The organism is Litoribacillus peritrichatus, from assembly GCF_039537985.1.
In the GTDB taxonomy this organism is placed as follows: Bacteria; Pseudomonadota; Gammaproteobacteria; order Pseudomonadales; family Litoribrevibacteraceae; genus Litoribacillus; species Litoribacillus peritrichatus.
This window is the reverse complement of the sequence record NZ_BAABBN010000007.1, coordinates 1,118,809-1,140,290: the sequence shown is the minus strand read 5'-3', so window position 1 is coordinate 1,140,290 and position 21,482 is coordinate 1,118,809. Positions and strand designations below refer to the sequence as shown.

Here is a 21,482-nt window from a genome sequence, read left to right as displayed (position 1 = left end):
ACTGAAGCCCTCCCGTTTTTTATGGCTTTATTAAAATGCTCAAAAAAAAGCCGGGCCATGAGGCCCGGAAAGTCGTTGAGGGAGTTGAACACTTTAAAAATCAATGAGCACTGGCAGCAGCAGAACCAAGCCCAGTTTGAGAACGAATGTACTGACCACGGAACAAACCTTTAGAGTGCGTCGCTTCTGCCGATTTATCGGTCACACTGAAGAACCAGATGCTTGTGAACGCAGCACAGATGGAGAACAACGCAGGGTACTTATAAGGGAAGATTGCCGTTTCAAAGCCAAGGATATCCACCCAGACGATCGGCCCCAGAATCACCAGCACCACGGCCGTCAGCAAACCAATCCACCCACCAATCATGGCGCCGCGAGTGGTTAAGCCTTTCCAGTACATGGACAAGAACAACACAGGGAAGTTGGCACTGGCAGCAATCGCAAACGCCAAGCCCACCATGAAGGCAATGTTCTGCTGTTCAAACAAAATACCCAACATGATGGCAAACACCCCTAAAGCCACCGTTGTCATTTTGGACACTTTGATTTCCTGCGCCTCAGTACACTTACCTTTCTTAAATACATTGGCGTACAAATCATGGCTCACCGCCGTAGCCCCAGCCAACGTCAAACCGGAGACCACCGCCAGAATGGTTGCAAACGCCACCGCTGATATAAAGCCCAGGAACACATCACCACCCACCGCTTTCGACAAGTGAATCGCGGCCATATTATTACCGCCAATCAACGCCCCCGCCGCATCACGGAACTCAGGGTTGGTCGACACCAGCAAGATGGCACCAAAGCCGATGATGAACGTCAGAATGTAGAAGTAACCAATGAAGCCAGTGGCATAAAACACCGATTTACGTGCCTCTTTGGCATCACTCACCGTAAAGAAACGCATCAGGATATGTGGCAAACCCGCCGTACCAAACATCAAGGCCAAGCCCAATGAAATGGCTGACACCGGATCAGACACCAAGCCACCCGGCGCAAGAATGGATTCACCCTTCGGATGCACTTCGGTTGCCTGTTCAAACAAAACTGTAAAATCAAAGCCCGTGGTTTTCATCACCATCACCGCCATGAACGTCGCACCCAACAACAGCAATACCGCTTTGATGATCTGAACCCAAGTGGTGGCCAACATGCCGCCAAACGTCACGTACATCACCATCAAAATACCCACCAGAATTACGGCATACTCATACGGCAGACCAAACAGCAATTCGATCAACTTACCCGACCCCACCATCTGTGCAATCAGATACAAAGCCACCACACATAAAGAACCGATGGCCGACAAAATACGAATTTCTTTCTGGCCCAAGCGATACGAAGCCACATCCGCAAAAGTGTACTTACCCAAATTACGAAGACGCTCTGCAATCATAAACAAAATGATCGGCCAGCCGACCAAAAAGCCAATGGAGTAAATCAGGCCATCAAAACCCGACAAATACACCAACCCGGAAATGCCCAAGAAAGACGCCGCGCTCATGTAATCACCGGCAATCGCCAAACCGTTCTGAAACCCGGTAATACCGCCACCAGCGGTATAGTAATCCGAAGCAGACTGAGTTCTGCGAGAAGCCCAATAGGTAATACCCAAAGTGCCGATCACAAAAATCATAAACATCGACACCGCAGGAATATTCAACGCCTGTTGCCCACCGGACAACTCCACACTGTCGGCCAACGCCAACATCGGCATCATCGCAACAAGGGCAATCACACCTTTCCATAAACGAGAGATAACAGGGTTCATTTGCTCGCCTCCTGAATGATGGAGGCATTCAGCGCATCAAACTCACCATTGGCACGACGCACATAAATACCAGTCAGCACAAAGGCCGAAAGGATGATGGCGATTCCGGCCGGAATACCAACCGTCACAATGGAATCCGGCGAAATGGTCATCGCCAAAATCTCAGGCTTGAAAGCAATAACCATGATGAAGCTGTAATAAATGGCCAGCATGACCAAGGACAAGGTCCAGGCAAACTTCTGTCGACGCTTGACCAGATCCTGAAAGCGCGGATCTTTTTCAATTTTTTTATAGATTTCGTCGTGCATGATGATTTCTCCATCGATTCATTGAGGCGAGTGCCCATACCTATGAATGTAGAGAAACCCTCAGATTCTTCTATTAGACCAAGGTCGAATAAGGTCTTAGATGTTGATTTATAAATAAGAAAAACGTAATGAATTCAAAGCGCTGATAATTTAAGGGGATTTGAAAAATGTCATTAGACTTTGGTATGAAAGAGTCTGAAAGTTATTTTTACAAACAATAAATCATCAATCATAACTGACGAAAACTTAGGGAGCGGTGTTCCAGTGCTGGAGATTAAAGCCGAGTTAAAAGAGCCCAAACCCCATTGACTCGTAACCCCATTGATTCTGTTAGATTTTTTTCCTACTTCGATGCCTTGCTGCCAAAATAGAACGCTAAAACCGCTGTTAAAGCAGCCCAAAGTTCTTTCGGAACGCTCATCTCTGGACGTGTAATTACCAGATACACTATTGTTAGAGTGATAATAATGCTAATTATTCCTGACACACCACCAATACCATTTAAAAATGCGGTTATACCACCTTTTTTGGATTTACGTGAAACAAGCTCATTAAGTAATGCCTGGTTTTTACAAACTTCAATTTTTTCGCCCTCGATATAAACAAAGCAATGAGCAGGCTCAAACTTACTTTCAAAGTTGATGAGATATAAAGAGCCTTCTAAAAATTCTGAGTGATGGTTGGCGACACGAAAGTCCTCGCCTTCATGTGCGTACATTTTTGCCGCTTCTATAGCTTTTTCGTGGCTACTCATTCGATTCTCGTTTGAAATTTAGACATAATTGCTTCCCACGAAAGAGTGCTGTCCTCCGGTTCGTGGGTTAGCAAAGCCAGGACCATAATATAGTTTCATTGACTATAAATGGAGATCAGAACCATGAAAAACGATAGCATAGTTTTTATTGAGCTAGATACCCACAAAGTAAATACCGATATCGCCTATGCCCTTGATGGCAGAAAGGAAATCAAAGGGGTCAGAGTAAATTGAACTTAGCTTTGGAGATTGTTTTGAGCTGATTCCATTTGATAACTTCTTACTCTGACCCCTTTGATTCTGAAAGAATAGCAAGAATGTAAGCAAGAAAACTCACATCAGATGTGAATAATAGTATGTATTCAACAACACGTTATTCAAGTTCGAGGCTTACCATATTGGTTACAAATGGCTCAATCGTGAATTCGCCAGTCACAAAACGGTTTTGACCTGAATCCCAGTTATGGGCTTTGATATAGTAAGTTCCCGCCGCCAAAGTTAGCTCAGGATAATTCACGTCATTAAAGGTAATAGGGTCATCTTTCAACCAACCTTCCGGTGTCACTTCAAACAGATGGCCACCGCAACGTAAACTACCAATTCGAGGGTGGGTACAAGAATCCAACACTAATCGAGTCTGTTTTTTCGGATTCGCTTCCGTTCTTACAATCGTAATTGCCCCGTAATCTTTTCGGGTTTTCTTAGCCGTTTGCGTCGTAATATTCTCAGTTTCTACTGAGTAATTTCTTGAATTTGAACCCGTTGGTATCATCGAGCCACTGCCGCCCGCAGAATTCATCACACCATCAATTGCCCCAGAAACGGCATCCGTTGCAATCTTATTTAAGTCCGTCGTTGAACACCCTTGCATTAGTGCTACTGCAGAGATTATTAGTCCTAACTTTCTCATTATTTCCACTCCATTGTGTGCTGCTTAACTGAGCTACTTGTCATTTTCGAGTCTTTTTAGCACATAAGACATAAATCGACCATACTTTTGCCACCTCATTAAAAGAAACCAATGCCATCCTTCCTATGGAGAGGTTACTTACGCTTTTATGGAAAAGTAATCTATACGGTCAGTATTTATACACAAAGAAAAGGACCATTAATTTCGACTCGTTCAAACTTAAAGCCTAAGTTCAGATATTAAGTGCAACACTCGTGGTTTGTTGTTAAATCTGGATTACACAGCACGTCTTTACCAAGTAGCTCATAGTTAAAAGCGGCAAAAGTCCTGATCAACTGTACTTCTTAGACTCTTCAACTCCGAAAGTGCTGTGAGGAATTCGAACATGAACATACAAAATCAGGCCCGTTTTAATTCTCTGTATCAACGCTATCTTCACGAACTTACCCTGCAAGGAAAAAGCCCAAAAACCATCAATAGTCCTCTAAGCCACTGTAAACAGCACAAGTCCAATAACAACCAGCCCATTCATCAGCTTACTTTGATTTTATAAACTTATAGGCTTAATATACTGTATAAATAAACAGTATAGATATTAACCATGTTTGTAACGCCCATTCACCCTGACGAGATTGCAAAACGCTTTCCGTTTTTTCAGTCATTCGTCGCAGCCGGGTTTCCAAGCCCCGCCGATGACTACGTGGAGAAATCCCTGAGTCTTGATGAACTGTTAATAAAACACCCAGCCGCGACTTACTTTGTGCAGGCAAGCGGTAGTTCAATGATTGGCAGCGGCATTTTTGATAAAGATATTTTAATTGTCGACAGAGCAAGAGAGGTAACAAACGGATCTATCGTCATCGCGTGCATTGATGGTGAACTCACGTGCAAGTACATAGATACCCATAACAGGTGCCTGATATCGGCCAACCCTAATTACCCTGCCATTTACATTAATGAAGAGGAAAATATAACCACGGAAGGGGTCGTTGCCTTCTCAATCAGGTGCCATAAACCATGTACGCTTTAGTGGACTGCAACTCGTTTTTTGCCAGCTGCGAACAAGTTTTTCGGCCAGACTTACGAGGAAAACCCGTCATCGTTTTAAGTAATAATGATGGCTGCATCGTAGCCCGCTCGAAAGAAGCCAAACAATTGGGGATTCCAGACCTCCAGCCTTACTTTAAAATCGCAGACCAATTGCAAAAAGCTAAGGTCCATGTCTTTTCCAGCAACTATGAGCTGTACGGTGACTTATCCTCAAGGGTAATGGAAACCTTAAAAACCTTCTCACCCAACATCGAAATCTATTCCATCGACGAATCTTTTTTGGATTTATCCGGGCACCCAATAAGTACCTTACCGGGCATAGGACACAACATTCGCCTTACGGTTCATCAACATGTTGGCCTTCCCGTTGGGGTTGGCATGGGCGCGACCAAAACCCTGGCAAAGTTGGCCAGCCACATTGCCAAGAAATCCCGAAAGTGCAACTACGTATGTGTCTTAGACAAGCCGGATCAATGGCATAACGTCTTTGCCAAAATTCCGGTGCATAAAATATGGGGCATCGGCTCTCGTTTATCTCGCCGCTTATCAGATCAAAAGGTGTATTCCGTTCTGGACTTAATACAGCAAGACCCGGAACGCATGAGAAGGCGCTACAGTGTTAACGTATCCCGAACCATAACAGAACTCAGAGGAACACCCTGTTATGGGCTGGATGAAACACCTGAAACCAAAAAACAAATCTACTCCACACGCTCCTTTGGAGTAAAAGTTTCTGATTGCTTAGCATTAGAACAATCTGTTAGCCAATACGCACACCGGGCATGTGAAAAACTTCGCAAAGAAAAGCAGTTAGTAAAAACCATGCAAGTCTTTGCCTCATCTTCTCGCTTTCATTCACACTACTACTCTCGCTCCGTAGTCATACCGCTGGAAACACCCACGAATGATAGCCGGGTAATCTCCGCTTTGGCACGTAAAGCCATACGAGAAACTGTTTTTAAACCTGAAGTCCCCTTTGCCCGGGCTGGCGTCGGCTTAATTGAAATTTTGGCGGAATCGCCCGAGCAAATCGATGCTTTTACAGCAAGACAAGGAGAGCAATCTAAGACCTTAATGAAACTGTTGGATCACATCAACAAAACCAAAGGCCATGTGTTTCTCGCCAACCAAGGCATCGACCCTTTTTGGAAAATGCAAAGAAATTTAAAATCCCCTGCTTACACGACTAAGTGGAAAGAACTCCCTCGGGTGAAGTGCTGACGATAAAGGTTGGGGCGAGCTGTAGAATACTCGGGAAAACGGAAAGCCCTTTACCGTGCCTGCGCTTGTTAACTCTTGACCGAGAACGCCTCATGGTAAGACACTTCACCATTGGGAAATTTGTCGTTAAACGACAGCGCCTGAAAATACTCAGCAGGTACACCGGGTAAAATCAGCCCATCAACGACCTTAAACCCAAAACGGCCATAATAATCAGGGTCACCAAGTACCACACAGCCAGACGCACCCATAGACTCGAGAGCGGTAAGGGCGCTTTTCATTAGACTCGATCCAACGCCGTGGCCCTGAAATTCAGGAAGAACAGATATTGGCCCAAGTCCAAACCAGTTGGCTTCGTCATTCGAAAAAGTAACAGGCGAAATCGCAACGTGACCAATAATTTCCCCATTGGCTTTGGCAACATGAGAGATCGTCAGCGCTCCTGCACGACGAAGCGCATCAACAATGAACTGTTCGGTATGATCAGTATGAGGTGCATTTAAAAACGCCTTCTCTGTAACCTGATGTATTTTCGCTATATCAGCGGAGCTTTCGTTGCTTATTTGAATATTCAATCTTGATCTTCCAAAAATTAACGTAGCCAAAATAGGCGAGGAGTAAAACGAACGAGTTTGCGCGGTAAATGGTTATATGTCCATAAAAAACGATAGCATAGTATTTATCGGTTTAGATACTCATAACGAAAGCCTTCTAATGCCGCAAACCACAGTGCGTTCTCACGAACTCCGCCGGGGTCATGCCAAACTGCTTCTTAAAGGCATTTACAAAGTTGGATGAGTGATTGTACCCCGCCAAATAAGCAGCCTCACCAATGCTTCTTCCTTCAATTACCAAGGCTTTTTTCGCTTTTTCCATCCGTCGTTGTTTTATGTAAGACGCCACAGTTTGGTGATAGTGGGTTTGAAATTTCCGTTGCAGTGTCCGTTCACTGGTGTTGAGTGCCTGAGCTATTTCCGTTAAAGACAAGTGTTGGTTCAGCAGTGCATCAATATCCTGTTTCAGAGTTGAGCCGTTTGGAGTTTCATCTTGCTTGTTCTCGCCTGCGTGCTCATCCAAATAGCGATTCAGCGCATTAATGCAGTCCGACAGCAACTGCATCGTTAAATGCTCCACTTCCAGTTTTTCTGAAAAGTTACTGGCGTGATTAATCTCTAATAAGCGCTCAGCTTTGGCCAAAGTCGAAGGTTCTGGCAACCAATTACAGACCCGTTTTTGACTGAACACTCGGTTCAACATGCGGATATCGTCCGGTGATTGACAGCGACTTTCCAGCCAGGGCCGCTCCACAAACACATTTACTTTTTTGACTCGCATCCCTTTGCACATAGCCCGAGTCATGATTTCTGTTGAGTTATTCACAATGGCCGAACAAGACGTTTGGTTATGAAAAGGTTCCAAGGCATATCGGCGATCAGCAAACGAGTAATCCACTTTTCCGCTGAACATGAAGTTGAAACTTAACCCGGCGGGCAGTTCCAGCACACTGCTCGAATTCTGCTTTTCAACTGCATCAGTGGCATGCATCGACAAACCATTCAGAAATGCATGGTAACGAAACCGGCCCGCCATCACCGGATTATTGGTTTCTACACCATTCAGTTGCTCCGATAAACCAAGCGAGCTTTGAAGAAAACGAATGTCATCCAAAAAAATCTCTTTGCCTTTCATCGCCTTATTCCCTTGATGTGACGGTTACTCATAACAGTTTGTCCGTTTTGAATAGCGTTCTTTTACAGATCTAAAGAGCCAAAATGTTAACATAAATGAGAATCATTAACATGAAACACTTTCCAAGAATGTCGATAAAAAAACCTAATAAAGGAACAGGTAATGAAGAAACACAAGCTCGCGAGTAAAGTCAGCTGTCTGACTTTGGCTGTAGCCGCAGCCAATATTACCTACGCGCAAACCTCAAGTAATTCAGACCAACACTCAGCAAATAATGGCCTTACTGACGTACAAGCCAATGAAGTAATACAAGTCATTGGTTCAGATGAAGCAGGCTTCAATGTCGCCATGACCTCTGACCTTATTCAAAAACGCCAGATCTCGGATCTCGAAGACATGTTCCGCCACGAGCCGTCCATTACCGTCGGCGGCGGTTTACCCGTCGCCCAGAAGATTTACGTGCGCGGTCTGGAAGACACCCTACTCAATGTCACCATTGATGGCGCCACCCAAGCCGGTTATTTGTACCACCATCAGGGGCGGGTCAACATTGAGCCTGAATTGATCAAACATGTCGTGGTAAAAGCAGGGGCTGGTAATGCCACCGATGGTGCCGGTGCGTTGGGGGGCGCCATCCACTTCACACTGAAAGACGCCAAAGACATGCAACAAAACGGGCAACGTTTTGGAGGACTCATCAAAAGCGCCTATTTCAGCAACAACCATGGCTGGAAAAATCATTTAAGTGCCTATGGCATGTTTAACAACGACTTCGGCTTATTGGCCAGCGTCACCCAATTCCAGGCCGACGAGAATTACAGTGACGGGCACGGCGATGAGGTTGAAAATACTGAGTTCGAACAACAAAGCGTGCGCCTAAAGCTCAGCGGCCAATTGTCTGAAGACCACTATCTTGGTTTAAGTTACGAAGAATACGACGACGATGGGGATCGCCTGTCACGCCCGAACATGGTAAACATTGGGATTCATCCCGTTTACCCCAGTACCTTGGTACCTCAGGAAACCCACAGAAAATCAGCCACCTTCAATTACGGTTACAACCCCGATTCCAAACTCATAGATCTGTCGACCACTCTTTACTATAACGACCACTACCTAACCAAAAAAGGCGACCAATACGCTGCGGTTTGGCCACCGGCCGGGCCACCACCCACCTGGACCTACCGAGATTATTACAACGGCAAACATCACGGTGGCGGCGTTAAAAGTACCGGCCTTAACCTGCGAAATACCAGTTTGACCGGTGATCACGCCATCACATACGGTGCCGAATATCGGGAGGACTCCGCCTATTTGATTGAAGCTTTTGTCTCAGATTTTGATGATGAAGAAACAGAAGTTAAAGCCGCTTATGTGCAAGCGGATCTGCAACTGTTGAGCAACCTCCGGCTCAGCACAGGTGCCCGTTTCGATGATTACGACTACACCGACAACCAAGGCGAAAACTTCTCCGACAATGCCATCAGCCCGAATGCGACCTTGAGTTTTGATGCATCCGAGGAGCTGGAGCTGTTCGTTGGGTACGCAACGGCTTTCAAAGGCACTAGCAGCCCGGAAGTCTGGTATCTTGAATTTCCCTACCTGAACACCACGCTGGGTAATTACACCGGCGCGGATTTTAAGTCTGGCGACGTCGCCCTTGGCGAAGTCAAAGCGGAAGAATCCAACAACATTGAACTGGGCTTTAAATTTGAAGGCGACGACTTTGCAGCCAGTGGTGAGATTTACAAACAAACCATCCAAAACGCCCAGATTACCGACGCAGCCACCGCCCTGAGATACAGCTATACGGATGATGTCGAGGTCGAAGGTTATGCCCTGCGCATGGCCTATTTCTGGAACGAGCTAACCTTCAACCTTGGCGTATCACACAGCAAACCGGAATTAGACGGCAAACCTCTGTCCAGTGGTGATATGGGATTAGGAACCTCTTATGGCCGGACCTGGACAACAGGCATCGAGTACCAGATGAACGACGCGCTTTCACTGGGCTGGAATGGCCGTTTCGTAGAACGTCTCACCGACGTTCCCGAAGGTCAGGCTGAAAAAGCCGGATACGGCATTCATGATGTCTACGTTCAGTGGCTACCTATGGAAGATTTAACCCTGGGTCTTGCGGTCAACAACCTGTTTGATAAGTTTTATTTCGATCAGGGCTCGTTTTTCTCCACCAGCGAAGACGCCGACCCTATTGGTCTACCGGAACCGGGCAGAGACATTCGTGCATCTCTCGCCTATCGATTCTAAAACAATCATTCTGACGAAAGCGTTCGCTTTAAAGCCCTATTGTTAATTATCCGGTTTTAAAGCGAATACGCAGTCCAGGAAGCCCCATGAGAAGATCTATGAAAAACCCCATGAAACGCCCCTTGCTTCGCACACTCATCGCCCTGCTTTTAGCCACTGCTTCATTGTCAACGGTGCACGCTGAAATCCATTTCACCGACATTGCAGGCAGAGCAATTACCCTGCAACAACCGGCAAAGAAAATCATTCTCGGTGAAGGTCGGTTTCTGGCGATCTTAGGCGTGCTCGGAGTCGAACAACCCTTAGACAAAATCGCCGGTATGATGAATGAGTTTCGGCTCTATGACCCTGCAGGTTTTCAACAATTCAAAACGGCTTACCCCGAAATTGAAGACATCCCTACGTTTGGGCAAACCAACGAAAGCAGCGTCAGCGTCGAAAAGATCATACTTCTGAAGCCGGAAGTGGCAATTTTCGGACTCAACGGTCATGGCCCCGGCGCACGTTCCAAGCACATCATTGACCAATTAACGGCGGTGGGGATTAAAATTGTATTCATCGACTTTCGGGAAGACCCGATTAACAATACCGCGAAAAGCGTCGAAATTGTCGGTAAAGTGTTAGGCTTTGAAGCATCTGCCCAACGTTATGCCGAACGCTACCGATCCAGCATCGCCACCATTCAGCAACGGGTCGCAACGCTGTCAACCAAAGACTACCCAAAAGTACTTTTTGATTTACGGGCCAGTGCCAAACAAACCTGTTGCATGAGTGTCGCCAAAGGAATGTTCGCCGACATGGCGCGTATTGCAGGAGGAACCAGCATCGCAGACGGTTTACTGACCGGTTCTGTCGGGCAACTCAGCACAGAGCACGTACTGAGCACCCACTTTGATTTTTATGTCGCCACCTCTTCCGGCTCAGAAACTCAGAACACCGAAGGCCATTATGAAAGCCCCGTATTAGGCGCTGCCGTCAGTCAGAATCGGGCACGACAATCGTTAACAGACCTCATTAAACTGCGTCAATTTACTGAGTTAGATGCCATGCAAGCCGGCAACGCCTATGGCCTCTGGCACCATTTTTACAACTCACCGCTTAACTTATACGCCATTGAAAAACTCGCCACCTGGTTGCACCCCGCACTGTTCGCAGACCTAAACCCCGAGCACACACTGAATGAGCTACTTCACGGTTTTGGCCCCATTCAGTTGGAAGGCACTTACGCCATCAACCTCAAATAACAAACCAATAAACGTCAAAAAGATGAGTGAGATAATAAGGAAAACCATGTTACAGACAGCATTAACCGTCCACACTGAAAAAGCCGAAAAGTACCAGGACATGCTCAGCAAACACTTCGCCCGAAAGGTAGAAGTCACCCGCCAAGCGTCACAAGCCACAATCCACTTTCCCATGGGCATCTGTTATTTTTCAGTGGCCAACAACACCATGCACTTCCTTTGCGAAGCTCAGAATGAAGATGCGTTAGAAGCGGTGAAGGGCATTATTTCCGGCCATGTGCCCTTGTTGAAAGAACTCAAGAATATTGAGTTAAACTGGCAGTCTACCTAGTAAATTCGGTGAGAGTGGTGCCCTAGGGCGCCACATCCTCAGGTGCACAACTGAAAAACCGAGGCTTGCCATGAAAGACCTCACCCACCAGCTCAGGAATCGAACTCTCCTGAACCTGATACGCCATGTAAGTATGGTAATGGCCAGATCCGGTATACCTTTCAACACGCCGCTCGACTTTCCCGGTTAAGATCACCAACAAACCACTTTCTTCATTGGCCAATTGCAGCACACAGGCATCTCTTTCAAAATCCCAAATACCTTGAGTATTAAACTCAGCAATCGTCTGATAGTCCGAGACAAACGTCCCCTCTTTAAAACCGGGCTGATCCGCCTTTAAGGAATACTGCTTAGTGAGTTTAAAATCCCGACCACTTGGGTATCTTTCACGTTCTCCATTTCGGTATTTATAAGAAAAATCGAAGGCAATTTTATATTTATTGGCTTTGTCTTTGGTTTCTAAGCTCCCAAAAAAGGTTTCTCCGGTTTTCCTACCACCAGAACTGCTGGTATCCCGGTAGTTCGGCCCTCGATAATAAGTGCATCCTGCCAGAAAAGTCGTAATCAAAAATAGAAGTATGAAACGTTTCATTAGAACTCTCGCTTAGTAACATCGCCTGAAGACAATTCCGGCACATTATATAACCATACGATCAACACTCTATTGATTTTAATGCCCCTTTAGGCTAAAAAACCCTTTCCTATGAAGAAAGTTGAAATAATCTGAATTCACTTTTGCCCAACCCTGAGTTCTACCCACCCAAAAAATAAAGGATTATTAACATGAGTTACGGAGTGATTCCTTACGCCACGTTTCTGTCAAACTTCCCCACCATTTATGGCATTGATGATCAGCAGTTCAAAGACAAATTAATGACCTCTTACAATATGTTCGGTTCAGGTGAACTGGATGAGCAATTCGAAGCCCCTGATTACCCAACAGAAAGAGAAATATTAAGGGCGTTCCTCAACGGAAAGGAATTTGATATCAAGGCCGAAGGAGCAAAACACTGGTATTTGATGGAAAAATTAGTCTCGTTTATCAGCCAAAGCAGTCCGAGCAACAACAACGCATGGTATCCATCCGGGTTGGGAGTTATGGAGCACTTGGGTGGCTGTCCAGCCATTAAGTTATTCTGTTTAGATGAAAAAGGCGACATCAAACTGCCAGTACCGGATGATTTCCCGGTCGTCTACAGCATTTTTAATGCGGACCTGCAAGCCGCAGAAGAACACATACAAGCCTCTGGCGTCACCGATGAGCAAAAGGCGGAGTTTTCAGGCTGGATAGAAGAAGCCCGCGAAATGGAAGGCGATGTCATTCTTTTCCTTTATTGATCTGGCGTAGCGCACTTGATCTCAGCCTAATCAACCCTCCTTACATCTGCTGACAAAGTTCAGACATTTGCGATATCTGATATTCGTCCTCTCCTGTTTAAGCTTGCTCTCAATTCATAAAAGCTTCACAGGAGAGCAAAATGAAAATAACAAACAAAGCCTTAATACTGGCCGCGTCACTTCTGGCGGTATTGGGGTTATCCGCTTGCAGCGATTCATCTTCAAGCAATAACTCAAATAACAAAAATACCAATACCGGCACATCCGCAGGCGCCTATCAAAGTGAACTGTTCACTGTGCGAGGAGACTGGGCGATCATGGATGGCGAAATCACCGGCACTATTGTTTCAGAACTGAACAGGCTGGTCAGCGCCAACCCTCAGGTTAAAACCATTGTCATGCAAGAAGTCCCCGGATCATCAGACGACGAAGCCAATTTACAGGCGGGCTTGCGTTTGCATGAGCTGGGCCTGAACACCTACCTGCCACCGGGTGGTCATATTTCATCCGGCGGAGTGGATTTATTTCTGGCAGGCAATGAGCGATTTGCCGCTCAAGATGTGTTGGTCGGTGTTCATTCCTGGGCAACCGAAGACATTACTGATGCCTCTACCCTACCTCGCGGCCATGAAGACCATGACCTCTACTTAGACTATTTCCAGGCCATCGGCATTGATCCGGATTTTTACTGGTTTACCATTCAGGCAGCGGACGCCAATAACATCCACTGGATGAGTCACGAGGAGCGCATCAGGTACAACATCACGACTCGTAATACCACAGACCAAGAGTTGAGTATGATTACTCACCATGCTTTAACAGATTCCGCCATTGCTGTTCAGTTCAGCCAGTACACCTGGGTTGATGCAGCCAACAATAAGCCTATCCACATTTTTGGCGCCGACGGTGTTTCCTCACTGCAAATGTCCAAAGCCCGTTCAGTCATGGCCCACTACCTGAGCAACGTTGAAGGTTTGCTAAACAAAGATTCCATTGCCAACAAGTTGGGCGACGATCAAGCCAGCCTGTTTGTATTCGCTACCGAGCAGGATGCCCAAAACGCATTCGAGGGCAGCTTAGGTGAACTGCCTCTGGCGGAGCACGGTCAGGATCTTTACGCCACCGAAATATTTGTCGAAGGGGATAACAACTATCTTAACCGCCTCACCGTTGACGGTCGGGATGCGACTTACGAGGAAGTACTGCATCTTGTTCAGGGTCATGGCTTAGCGCCTGCAGAACAAGCATTGCAGCAACGCATCGTCACATTGGCAGAAAACGCCCTGATGGACAACGTCTGGAACCCAAGTGCAGAAGACATAGCCGAGTGGAATTCAGAAACCGACCAAAATGGCTACACCAGCCAAAACTATGAATACCTTGCAGCCGCTGTCGAAGGTTACTACGGTTTATGGGGTCACACAGATGAAGGGTTGGACGGCTATTTAGGCATCAACCGTACTGCGCAACAAACGCAAGACCCCAACGGCCTAACCTTGATTGAAGAAATCTGGCCGAATCGTATATACAGCGCCATGCCAATCAGTGCCGATTTCCCCGCCGGAGAAACCTTTTCGCTGAGCCATCAGGCTGACAAACCCTATACTCATCAATCTCAACATCTGCTGCACGTTTACCTGACAGGCAGCAACAACAGCCATATACTTGGCAATGATGGCAATAACGTATTGCAGGGCAACGCAGGTGACAACCGCATAGATGGCAACACCGGCGATGAAGATGTGGTGTTATTCAGCGGTTTGCGTCGTGAATACCAGGTAGAGCAACGCGATGGAGTCTGGCATGTGATTGACTCTGTTGCAGGCAGAGACGGACACGACGAACTGGTCAACATTGATGTCATTGAATTCAGAGACGAAGAACTCAGCTTGAACCGCCTTCCGTAACCATCGGAAGGCTTGACCACTGAACGCACAACTTTTCAGAAAAAGTACAACCGGATTATGAGCGCACAACAAGATAAACATCTTCTGATCGTAGAAGACGATGCCGAAATCAGTCGCCTGTTGACACTGTTTCTGCAAACCGAGGGCTACCGGGTGAATGTCTGTCATCGGGGAGATCAGGCCCCGCTTCGTGTGCGCCAATCACCGCCGGACCTCATCATTCTCGACATCATGCTTCCCGGCCAAAACGGCCTGGAAGTGTGTCAACAACTGCGCTGCTTTTACGATGGCCCAATACTGATGTTAACTGCGTTAGAAGATGATGTATCTGAGCTGACGGCCTTTCGCTCCGGCGCAGATGATTTTGTACGAAAGCCCATCCGGCCGGATGTTTTAATGATGCGCATTCAGGCTTTGCTCAAACGCAGCGGTTCCGTGGCCTCTGACGCCAGCCAATACCAAAGCGGCCCGATCCGAATCGTACCCGGCCGTCGGGAGGTACTGGTGAATGACACCGTCATTGAACTGCAAAGCGCCGAATACGATTTACTTGAGTTATTAGCCCGTCACCAAGGCCAACCGGTCAGTCGCGAACGCTGCTTTAAAGCCCTGCGCGGCATTGATTACGACGGCAGTGACCGGTCTTTGGACATGAGAATATCGTCCTTGCGCAAACGCCTGGGCGACAGTGCCCCTCAACGCTGGATCAAAACCGTGCGTGGCGTGGGTTACATGTTGGCAACCCATGAAGCCGGTTAATGTTTATTGGTACTTATATGGTGTGGTGGCTTTCGCGCTTCTGCTGACCCTGGCCTCGTTGTTTTTAACCATCAATTACATTGAGCGCCAAAATGACCAAGAAGACTTCGCTTATGACTTAATGGAGTTACTGAAGTTTGCCCGACAGGAATGCCAGCATACTCAGTTAAATCACGAGTGCACCGAGCAGTTTTTACTGGAGTCCGGCTTTGAAGTCAGCCCCTCTTTCTACCCTTATGACGCAGAACAACTGGAACATTGGCCCACGGAAAACACGACGCTCATTGTCTACAGTTACGAAGGTGGCTTTCAGGCGCAATTGGCTAATCAACCCGGTTGGTGGATACGGGATGATGAAGAACACTTATCAGAAGCCGCAGAAAACAATGACCCGCTGGATATGTTTATCACTGCTGCCCTCATTGCCAGTTTGTTACTGCTGACCATTGCTTTGTTTCTCTACTGGCCGGTTCGCAAACTGAAACAATGGCTGAACCAACTGCAACAGGCCACCGATGCACTCGCCCAGGAAGACTATTCCGTCCGCTTATCCGCGCTCAACATCACCCCTTTCAGTGAGCTGGCCGAACGGTTTAACCGCATGGCTACCATGATTGAAAACAGCCTGAAAGAAAGGCGTCTGCTCTCCGGTGCCATGGCCCACGAGCTACGCACACCACTCAGCCGTGCCCGTCTGGCACTGGCTCTGCTTCAAAAACAAGTGACAGACAACAACCCTCAAGAATTAATAAACGATCTTAGCCGCTATATAGACGAACTTGAAAACGTCACCGACAACAGTCTGCAACTGGTTAAACTGCAAAATACCGAGCCGCAACTCACCAAAATAGAACTGGGCCACTGGCTGGAGCAAAAAATAACACTCAGGCGAGGCCAGACCACCAGCATTCAATGGCTCAGTGAGCTCGCCGAAATCACCATTCACAGCGACGAACGTTTACTAACGTTAATCGTTGATAACCTGCTGAATAACGCCGAGCAATACGCCACCAACCAAGTGACTATTCGACTTGTTCACGATACCAAAAGCGTACATCTTGAAATTCAAGACGATGGCCCTGGCATACCCTCTGCCCTGAAAGAGCAGGCATTACTGCCTTTCAGTCGACTGGATGACAGTCGTGACCGACGCTCCGGAGGCATCGGCCTTGGCCTTGCGTTAGTAAATACCGCCTGCCAACGTTTGGGCATTAAACTGGAAATGAACAATGACGAAACAGGCTTGTGCGTAAGATTAACACTCCAACATTAACGGTTTTTAAGCCATTGTTTAGGTGTCACGCCAAAGCGCTTTTTAAAGACCCGTGCGAGCGAGGATGCATCGTCGTACCCCACCACGTTAGCAACCAAGCCAACAGGTTTATCCCGAGCCAACAAACCTTGTGCCATAGAAAGCCGCAAATCGGTTAAGTATTCCATGGGCGACTGACCAACCGAATCCTTGAATAAGGTGGCAAATTTTGATCGCGACATCGCAACCGATGTCGCCATGCTCTCCACAGTCCAACTCTGTTCCGGGTTGGCCGTCAGTTTACGCATCAAAGGCGCTAACTGAGGGTGTGAACTGGCCGCCAACAACCCCAGTTCAACAATGCCCTGACGAAGCACGTAGCGAAGCACCTGCACAATAAAAATATCACACTGTCGATCTATCACTACATGGCGACCGTGTTCTGAACCAAACGCCTCATCGAATATTTTTTGTGCCGCTTCGCTGATGCTTGCATCTTGCTCAATATCAATACATAGGAATGCGGGCAGATTATCGGCCAGCACGGCTTTTTGCTGGGGCTGAAAACGAATGTTGGCACACACCAGTTCGGCTTCATTGAATTCCTTTATCTGAATTCGGTGATGGCCACCGCTGGGCATAAAAATCACAGAGGCCTTATCAAGGTGCAACTCATGGCCTTGTTCGGTAACCAACGTCATAGAACCGGATTTCAAGAAGTGCAGTAATCCGGTGTTATCGCTTTCCTCAAACGCTTGCAGCCCACAAAGACTGCCACTGAAAAACACCTCGGCGTTGAGATCCAGATCCTGTAACAAAATGCTGAGTTCATCCATTGCCATATCTGCTTTTAAACCCTAAACGGTGATCTTGGACGATCGGTCTATTTTTTTAAACACTCTGCCGCTTTTATCGGACTCACTCCTTGTAATCTACATATCGCTGGCAAGGCAATCTTATTTCCTAAGCCAAAACACTTGTACAGACAGTTTATAAACCCTCAAAAGGAATACAACATGAAACTGAAACAAACTCTGAAATTCGCCGCAGCGGCAGGCGCCTTGATCTTTAGCAGCCTGGGTTTTGCCTCATCGGTCAACATAGGAAATAACGATGTGGCCATCCATGGTTATGACCCGGTGGCCTATTTCACCAACAGCAAAGCCATTGAAGGGTCAGCGGAATATACCGCAACTCATGACGGTGCCATTTACCGCTTCTCAAGTCAGAAAAACCGCGATCTGTTCAAAGCGGACACCGAGCGTTATGCCCCTCAATTCGGTGGCTATTGCGCAATGGGCGTGTCATTGAACAAGAAGTTGGATGTTGACCCACAAGCCTTCTACATCGACGACGGAAAACTCTACCTTAACCTCAACAAAGCGGTTCAGAAAAAGTGGCTGACGGATGTGGATGGCCATGTGAAGTCCGCAGATCGAATCTGGTCCGGCATTGAAAACCTATCCGTTGCTGCAACCAATGAAGAAGACTGATTCACAACGCAGTCACCTTCAGGGCGCCACTGTTGAGCAAACAGTGTCGCAACCACTGAAGCTGATTTGGTTCAGCGCTCAGTGGTGCGGCCCTTGCCAACACATGGCTCCCATAGTTGAAGCAACGGCAGATAAGTACCGAAATCAGATTCACACAATCAAGGTGGATGTGAACGCTGATCCAAAACTGGCTGATGACTTTCAAATCCGAGGCATACCAACATTGGTGTTAATGCAAGACGGCGCAGTAATTGACCGGCAAGTCGGAGCAACATCACAAGCTGAACTGAGCCAATGGTTGGCTCAACACTTATCTAATCAACAATTACCTGATCAGCACTTACCTGCTCAACAATAACCCACACTTTCCTCAACCTAAGGAGGTTGATATGAATCAGAAACAACGAATCGCAACGGCGGCCCTGGTCGTTGCTCTTGGCTCCCTCTCTGCTCTGCCGGCACACGCCGGTGGTAAGGAAAAATGCTACGGCATAGCAGAAGCAGGCCAAAACGATTGCGGCAATTTAGCAGGAACGCACTCCTGCGCAGGTCAGTCCACCGTGGATAACGATCCCGGCGAATGGAAAGCGGTTGCCAAAGGCACCTGCAAAGACATCGGCGGTCTGCTGAAAGCCGAAGCCAAGCGCCGCTATGCCGAACAGAAAAATTCCTGATCGGCCCATACATTAATCGGAGACATGTCATGCATCGCTCAAACACGACAACAAATCATAACCGCCCTGATACTCTGGGTTGGGTTGGCGTGGGGTTGCGCCACCCCCATTATCGCGACGCCCTGAGCGAAACGCATTCGATTGATTTTGTGGAAGTGCACGCTGAAAACTTTTTCGCCGCCGGAGGTCTGTCGGCGGCAATTTTAGACGACATTACTGACCGTTACTCGCTTAGCCTTCATGCCACCTCCATGGGGTTAGGTTCAGCCACCTCAATCAATGAATCATACCTAACCAAACTTAACGCCTTGATTGACCGAGTTAACCCGACACTGATCTCGGATCATGCCTGTTTTACCTGGGGCCAAATAAACGGCCACCTCGTGCATGCCGGTGACTTATTGCCTTTGGAATACACTCCGAAAAACCTTCAGCATCTGGTGGACAATGTAGATCGGGTTCAGCAACAAATTGGCAGAAAAATACTGGTCGAAAACGTGTCCTCATATTTAGAGTTTGAACACGCAAACTTAACCGAAACCGAGTTTCTGGTGACTCTGGCCGAACGCAGTCAATGCGGCTTACTGGTAGATCTGAATAACATTCTGGTCAATGTGCATAACTTTTCAACCGATGACCCGCTACACACCGCCAAACGTTGGTTGGATAACATTCCCACCCACTTAATCGGTGAGTTTCACTTAGCGGGGTACACCTCCGCCGAATCTCCCGCCTTAATCATCGACGATCATAGCCAGGCGGTATCCGATGAGTGCTGGGCTTTGTATCAGTACGCCATCAGACGCTTCGGCCCGATAGCTACGCTTATTGAGTGGGATAACAATCTGCCCGACTGGCAAACATTACTAGCGGAAGCCAACAAAGCGCGCCAGGTCATAGAGCAATTCGCCACCCCCAAGAAGAACACCAGAAAGGATACTCAACGTGCTTAATAACTGTGATCCTAAAAGCCAACAGCAACAACTGATTTCATTGATATTCGGAATGCAAAACACCACTACCATTCACAGTGAGGCATTTCATCGTGGGCTACAGGTTTATCAGAACAACCTACTCGCCACAGCCGCCAGGGCCCTGACAATTACTTATCCGGTGGTGGATAAATTGTTAGGAGAAGAAGCCATGAAGCAGCTCGCTAAACAGTTACTGAAACACACCCCGCCTTCCAGTGGTGATTGGGCAGACTGGGGAGAAAACCTGAGCGAACAACTGCTGACCACACCCTTAACCGATGACTACCCTTTTTTGTACGACATGACCGTTATGGAGTGGCGACTGCATCAAACAGCAAGAGCACAAGTGAAGCCATTTGACGTGGAGAGCCTGCCCTTGCTGGGGGACAGTCCCTTAGAGTCTCTGCGCATTCAACTGGCACCCGGTATTCAGTTATTGGAGAGTGACTTCCCTGTGGATGTGATTTGGCGTGCTCATCAAGGCAACCAAGATCAGTTTAAGCTGGATACCGACGCGCTCGCGAAGGAGATAAATAAACATCAGGGGCCATGCCGGTTATTGATATATCAGCAACACAACCTACCCCATTTACAGCGTATAACAGAAGCCGAATACCAATGGTTTCAGGACATATTCGCAGGCCATAGCCTGAACGAACTTTTGGATCGCCACCCAAAATTTGAATTTTCCCACTGGCTTTCAACCGCCCTTGAAAACCACAAAATTGAAAAACTGTTTATATCTGACGAATAAAGGAGAGCTCCATGATCAAACTTGCAAACCAGGCACACGAGTATTATCAATTTGTATCCAATGCACTCAGTAAACTGCATTCCGTGGTCGTACTGGCCATACGCTTCTACATCGCTAAAGTATTCTTTCTCGCTGGTTTAACGAAACTCCAGGATTGGGAGACCACCTTATTTCTGTTTGAAGAGGAGTATCAGGTTCCTCTGCTCAACTTTGAAGTGGCCGCTTACCTTGCAACCTTTGGCGAGATAGTGCTGCCCGTACTCTTGATTGCCGGGTTATTCACCCGTTTCTCTGCCGTTGCTTTGTCTGTCGTAAATGCCGTCGCTGTGGTCAGTTTGATAGAGATTGCACCCGCAGCGTTATACCTGCATGTCATCTGGGGCGTATTGCTTGCTCAAGTGGCGATTTATGGTGGAGGCGTAATTTCACTGGATCAACTGTTGAAAAAAACCTGGCTGAATAAAGCCAAAGCCTAAAATACAGAATTCGTTTTCGTTTTAACTCAAGGGGTCAGCAACTGGCCCTGAAGAGCGCCTTTGCTCTTTTAGCGCATAATCTAGGCGCTCAGTCTTAGCACTTTTAACCTTAACACTTTTTAACCTTAGCTCTCTTAAACTTAGCTCTCACGGCCTCTGTCTTAACACCGGCAACCCCTCGCTCTACCTTCCGGCCTTCAATAATCACTTGTTTCACAAGCGTTTTATCTCAAAACAAACAGAAAATAAATTGACTATCAAACCAAGTTTTAATTGCAAATAATAATAACTCTCATTAGTATTCGCACT

General features: G+C 47.2%; 24 protein-coding genes. 16 read left to right on the top strand and 8 right to left on the bottom strand.

Going from position 1 to position 21,482, the window contains the following annotated elements:
- Positions 1-100 precede the first annotated feature (100 nt).
- From ABD744_RS14865 to ABD744_RS14850, 4 genes are all read right to left on the bottom strand, one after another.
- Entirely contained in the window at positions 101-1,771 is a 1,671-nt protein-coding gene (locus ABD744_RS14865) for a cation acetate symporter (protein WP_344799319.1), read from the bottom strand.
- On the bottom strand, positions 1,768-2,079 hold the full coding sequence (locus tag ABD744_RS14860; RefSeq protein ID WP_344799318.1) for a DUF485 domain-containing protein: 312 nt from the start codon (positions 2,077-2,079) through the stop codon (positions 1,768-1,770). The genes ABD744_RS14865 and ABD744_RS14860 overlap by 4 nt, the downstream gene beginning before the upstream one ends.
- 343 nt (positions 2,080-2,422) lie before the next feature.
- A complete protein-coding gene (locus ABD744_RS14855) occupies positions 2,423-2,833 on the bottom strand; it encodes a hypothetical protein (RefSeq protein ID WP_344799316.1) in 411 nt (136 codons plus the stop codon).
- 373 nt (positions 2,834-3,206) lie between these two features.
- Complete coding sequence (locus ABD744_RS14850; protein ID WP_344799315.1) at positions 3,207-3,743, bottom strand: hypothetical protein; 537 nt, start codon at positions 3,741-3,743, stop codon at positions 3,207-3,209.
- 385 nt (positions 3,744-4,128) lie between these two features.
- Here ABD744_RS14850 and ABD744_RS14845 point away from each other — a divergent pair, with 385 nt between their 5' ends.
- From ABD744_RS14845 to ABD744_RS14835, 3 genes are read left to right on the top strand one after another with little or no spacing between them, the layout of a single operon-like run.
- Complete coding sequence (locus tag ABD744_RS14845) at positions 4,129-4,296, top strand: hypothetical protein (RefSeq protein WP_344799314.1); 168 nt, start codon at positions 4,129-4,131, stop codon at positions 4,294-4,296.
- Between the two features lie 48 nt (positions 4,297-4,344).
- On the top strand, positions 4,345-4,773 hold the full coding sequence (locus tag ABD744_RS14840; RefSeq protein ID WP_344799313.1) for a LexA family protein: 429 nt from the start codon (positions 4,345-4,347) through the stop codon (positions 4,771-4,773).
- Positions 4,761-6,014 carry a Y-family DNA polymerase gene (locus ABD744_RS14835; protein ID WP_344799312.1) on the top strand — a complete coding sequence of 418 codons (1,254 nt, stop codon included), beginning with the start codon at positions 4,761-4,763 and terminating at the stop codon, positions 6,012-6,014. Before ABD744_RS14840 ends, ABD744_RS14835 begins: the two co-directional genes overlap by 13 nt.
- 68 nt (positions 6,015-6,082) lie before the next feature.
- On the opposite strand, the gene ABD744_RS14830 is transcribed toward ABD744_RS14835, so the two are convergent.
- Together ABD744_RS14830 and ABD744_RS14825 are read right to left on the bottom strand one after the other, a co-directional pair.
- Positions 6,083-6,589, bottom strand: a complete 507-nt coding sequence (locus ABD744_RS14830) for a GNAT family N-acetyltransferase (protein ID WP_344799311.1) — start codon at positions 6,587-6,589, stop codon at positions 6,083-6,085.
- Positions 6,590-6,725: 136 nt separating this feature from the next.
- Entirely contained in the window at positions 6,726-7,703 is a 978-nt protein-coding gene (locus ABD744_RS14825; protein ID WP_344799310.1) for a helix-turn-helix transcriptional regulator, read from the bottom strand.
- Positions 7,704-7,865: 162 nt separating this feature from the next.
- Between ABD744_RS14825 and ABD744_RS14820 the strand changes: the two genes are divergently transcribed.
- From ABD744_RS14820 to ABD744_RS14810, 3 genes are all read left to right on the top strand, one after another.
- Positions 7,866-9,971 (top strand): TonB-dependent receptor domain-containing protein, encoded by a 2,106-nt coding sequence (locus ABD744_RS14820; RefSeq protein ID WP_344799309.1) that lies wholly within the window; start codon positions 7,866-7,868, stop codon positions 9,969-9,971.
- Positions 9,972-10,057: 86 nt separating this feature from the next.
- Positions 10,058-11,215: an ABC transporter substrate-binding protein gene (locus tag ABD744_RS14815; RefSeq protein ID WP_344799308.1), complete on the top strand. Its 1,158-nt coding sequence runs from the start codon at positions 10,058-10,060 to the stop codon at positions 11,213-11,215.
- Between the two features lie 46 nt (positions 11,216-11,261).
- Complete coding sequence (locus tag ABD744_RS14810; protein ID WP_344799307.1) at positions 11,262-11,546, top strand: DUF2218 domain-containing protein; 285 nt, start codon at positions 11,262-11,264, stop codon at positions 11,544-11,546.
- A 22-nt stretch (positions 11,547-11,568) separates the two neighbouring features.
- Here ABD744_RS14810 and ABD744_RS14805 read toward each other — a convergent pair whose 3' ends face one another.
- Positions 11,569-12,138 carry a lipoprotein gene (locus ABD744_RS14805; protein WP_344799306.1) on the bottom strand — a complete coding sequence of 190 codons (570 nt, stop codon included), beginning with the start codon at positions 12,136-12,138 and terminating at the stop codon, positions 11,569-11,571.
- Positions 12,139-12,329: 191 nt separating this feature from the next.
- Between ABD744_RS14805 and ABD744_RS14800 the strand changes: the two genes are divergently transcribed.
- The 4 genes from ABD744_RS14800 to ABD744_RS14785 all read left to right on the top strand — a co-directional run bounded on the left by ABD744_RS14800 (position 12,330) and on the right by ABD744_RS14785 (position 16,823).
- Positions 12,330-12,884: a DUF7691 family protein gene (locus ABD744_RS14800; protein ID WP_344799305.1), complete on the top strand. Its 555-nt coding sequence runs from the start codon at positions 12,330-12,332 to the stop codon at positions 12,882-12,884.
- A gap of 140 nt (positions 12,885-13,024) precedes the next feature.
- Positions 13,025-14,791, top strand: coding sequence for a COG3904 family protein (locus tag ABD744_RS14795; protein WP_344799304.1), 1,767 nt, complete (start codon positions 13,025-13,027; stop codon positions 14,789-14,791).
- 57 nt (positions 14,792-14,848) lie between these two features.
- Positions 14,849-15,550, top strand: a complete 702-nt coding sequence (locus tag ABD744_RS14790; RefSeq protein ID WP_344799303.1) for a response regulator transcription factor — start codon at positions 14,849-14,851, stop codon at positions 15,548-15,550.
- Positions 15,537-16,823 (top strand): ATP-binding protein, encoded by a 1,287-nt coding sequence (locus ABD744_RS14785; protein ID WP_344799302.1) that lies wholly within the window; start codon positions 15,537-15,539, stop codon positions 16,821-16,823. The genes ABD744_RS14790 and ABD744_RS14785 overlap by 14 nt, the downstream gene beginning before the upstream one ends.
- Here ABD744_RS14785 and ABD744_RS14780 read toward each other — a convergent pair.
- A complete protein-coding gene (locus ABD744_RS14780) occupies positions 16,820-17,638 on the bottom strand; it encodes an AraC family transcriptional regulator (protein ID WP_344799301.1) in 819 nt (272 codons plus the stop codon). The two genes, ABD744_RS14785 and ABD744_RS14780, sit on opposite strands and share 4 nt — an antisense overlap.
- Positions 17,639-17,818: 180 nt before the next feature.
- On the opposite strand from ABD744_RS14780, the gene ABD744_RS14775 reads away from it, so the two are divergent.
- The 6 genes from ABD744_RS14775 to ABD744_RS14750 are packed head-to-tail and all read left to right on the top strand — an operon-like array spanning position 17,819 to position 21,173.
- Complete coding sequence (locus ABD744_RS14775; RefSeq protein WP_344799300.1) at positions 17,819-18,295, top strand: YHS domain-containing (seleno)protein; 477 nt, start codon at positions 17,819-17,821, stop codon at positions 18,293-18,295.
- Positions 18,282-18,653, top strand: coding sequence for a thioredoxin family protein (locus ABD744_RS14770; protein WP_344799299.1), 372 nt, complete (start codon positions 18,282-18,284; stop codon positions 18,651-18,653). The genes ABD744_RS14775 and ABD744_RS14770 overlap by 14 nt, the downstream gene beginning before the upstream one ends.
- Before the next feature lie 31 nt (positions 18,654-18,684).
- Complete coding sequence (locus ABD744_RS14765; protein ID WP_344799298.1) at positions 18,685-18,969, top strand: BufA1 family periplasmic bufferin-type metallophore; 285 nt, start codon at positions 18,685-18,687, stop codon at positions 18,967-18,969.
- A gap of 29 nt (positions 18,970-18,998) precedes the next feature.
- A complete protein-coding gene (bufB, locus tag ABD744_RS14760; protein WP_344799297.1) occupies positions 18,999-19,922 on the top strand; it encodes an MNIO family bufferin maturase in 924 nt (307 codons plus the stop codon).
- Positions 19,915-20,697: an HvfC/BufC family peptide modification chaperone gene (locus tag ABD744_RS14755; protein ID WP_344799296.1), complete on the top strand. Its 783-nt coding sequence runs from the start codon at positions 19,915-19,917 to the stop codon at positions 20,695-20,697. Before bufB ends, ABD744_RS14755 begins: the two co-directional genes overlap by 8 nt.
- Before the next feature lie 11 nt (positions 20,698-20,708).
- Positions 20,709-21,173, top strand: a complete 465-nt coding sequence (locus tag ABD744_RS14750; protein ID WP_344799295.1) for a DoxX family protein — start codon at positions 20,709-20,711, stop codon at positions 21,171-21,173.
- Positions 21,174-21,482 lie beyond the last annotated feature (309 nt).

Bases quoted from the DNA above. Each gene is read 5' to 3' on its own strand.
- ABD744_RS14835 (WP_344799312.1), top strand. From the start codon at position 4,761: ATGTACGCTTTAGTGGACTGCAACTCGTTTTTTGCCAGCTGCGAACAA.
- ABD744_RS14780 (WP_344799301.1), bottom strand. From the start codon at position 17,638: ATGGATGAACTCAGCATTTTGTTACAGGATCTGGATCTCAACGCCGAG.
- ABD744_RS14825 (WP_344799310.1), bottom strand. From the start codon at position 7,703: ATGAAAGGCAAAGAGATTTTTTTGGATGACATTCGTTTTCTTCAAAGC.
- ABD744_RS14865 (WP_344799319.1), bottom strand. From the start codon at position 1,771: ATGAACCCTGTTATCTCTCGTTTATGGAAAGGTGTGATTGCCCTTGTT.
- ABD744_RS14785 (WP_344799302.1), top strand. From the start codon at position 15,537: ATGAAGCCGGTTAATGTTTATTGGTACTTATATGGTGTGGTGGCTTTC.
- ABD744_RS14765 (WP_344799298.1), top strand. From the start codon at position 18,685: ATGAATCAGAAACAACGAATCGCAACGGCGGCCCTGGTCGTTGCTCTT.
- ABD744_RS14775 (WP_344799300.1), top strand. From the start codon at position 17,819: ATGAAACTGAAACAAACTCTGAAATTCGCCGCAGCGGCAGGCGCCTTG.
- ABD744_RS14795 (WP_344799304.1), top strand. From the start codon at position 13,025: ATGAAAATAACAAACAAAGCCTTAATACTGGCCGCGTCACTTCTGGCG.
- ABD744_RS14840 (WP_344799313.1), top strand. From the start codon at position 4,345: ATGTTTGTAACGCCCATTCACCCTGACGAGATTGCAAAACGCTTTCCG.
- ABD744_RS14800 (WP_344799305.1), top strand. From the start codon at position 12,330: ATGAGTTACGGAGTGATTCCTTACGCCACGTTTCTGTCAAACTTCCCC.
- ABD744_RS14750 (WP_344799295.1), top strand. From the start codon at position 20,709: ATGATCAAACTTGCAAACCAGGCACACGAGTATTATCAATTTGTATCC.
- ABD744_RS14845 (WP_344799314.1), top strand. From the start codon at position 4,129: ATGAACATACAAAATCAGGCCCGTTTTAATTCTCTGTATCAACGCTAT.
- ABD744_RS14790 (WP_344799303.1), top strand. From the start codon at position 14,849: ATGAGCGCACAACAAGATAAACATCTTCTGATCGTAGAAGACGATGCC.
- ABD744_RS14855 (WP_344799316.1), bottom strand. From the start codon at position 2,833: ATGAGTAGCCACGAAAAAGCTATAGAAGCGGCAAAAATGTACGCACAT.
- ABD744_RS14820 (WP_344799309.1), top strand. From the start codon at position 7,866: ATGAAGAAACACAAGCTCGCGAGTAAAGTCAGCTGTCTGACTTTGGCT.
- ABD744_RS14805 (WP_344799306.1), bottom strand. From the start codon at position 12,138: ATGAAACGTTTCATACTTCTATTTTTGATTACGACTTTTCTGGCAGGA.
- ABD744_RS14815 (WP_344799308.1), top strand. From the start codon at position 10,058: ATGAGAAGATCTATGAAAAACCCCATGAAACGCCCCTTGCTTCGCACA.
- ABD744_RS14850 (WP_344799315.1), bottom strand. From the start codon at position 3,743: ATGAGAAAGTTAGGACTAATAATCTCTGCAGTAGCACTAATGCAAGGG.
- ABD744_RS14810 (WP_344799307.1), top strand. From the start codon at position 11,262: ATGTTACAGACAGCATTAACCGTCCACACTGAAAAAGCCGAAAAGTAC.
- ABD744_RS14860 (WP_344799318.1), bottom strand. From the start codon at position 2,079: ATGCACGACGAAATCTATAAAAAAATTGAAAAAGATCCGCGCTTTCAG.
- bufB (WP_344799297.1), top strand. From the start codon at position 18,999: ATGCATCGCTCAAACACGACAACAAATCATAACCGCCCTGATACTCTG.
- ABD744_RS14770 (WP_344799299.1), top strand. From the start codon at position 18,282: ATGAAGAAGACTGATTCACAACGCAGTCACCTTCAGGGCGCCACTGTT.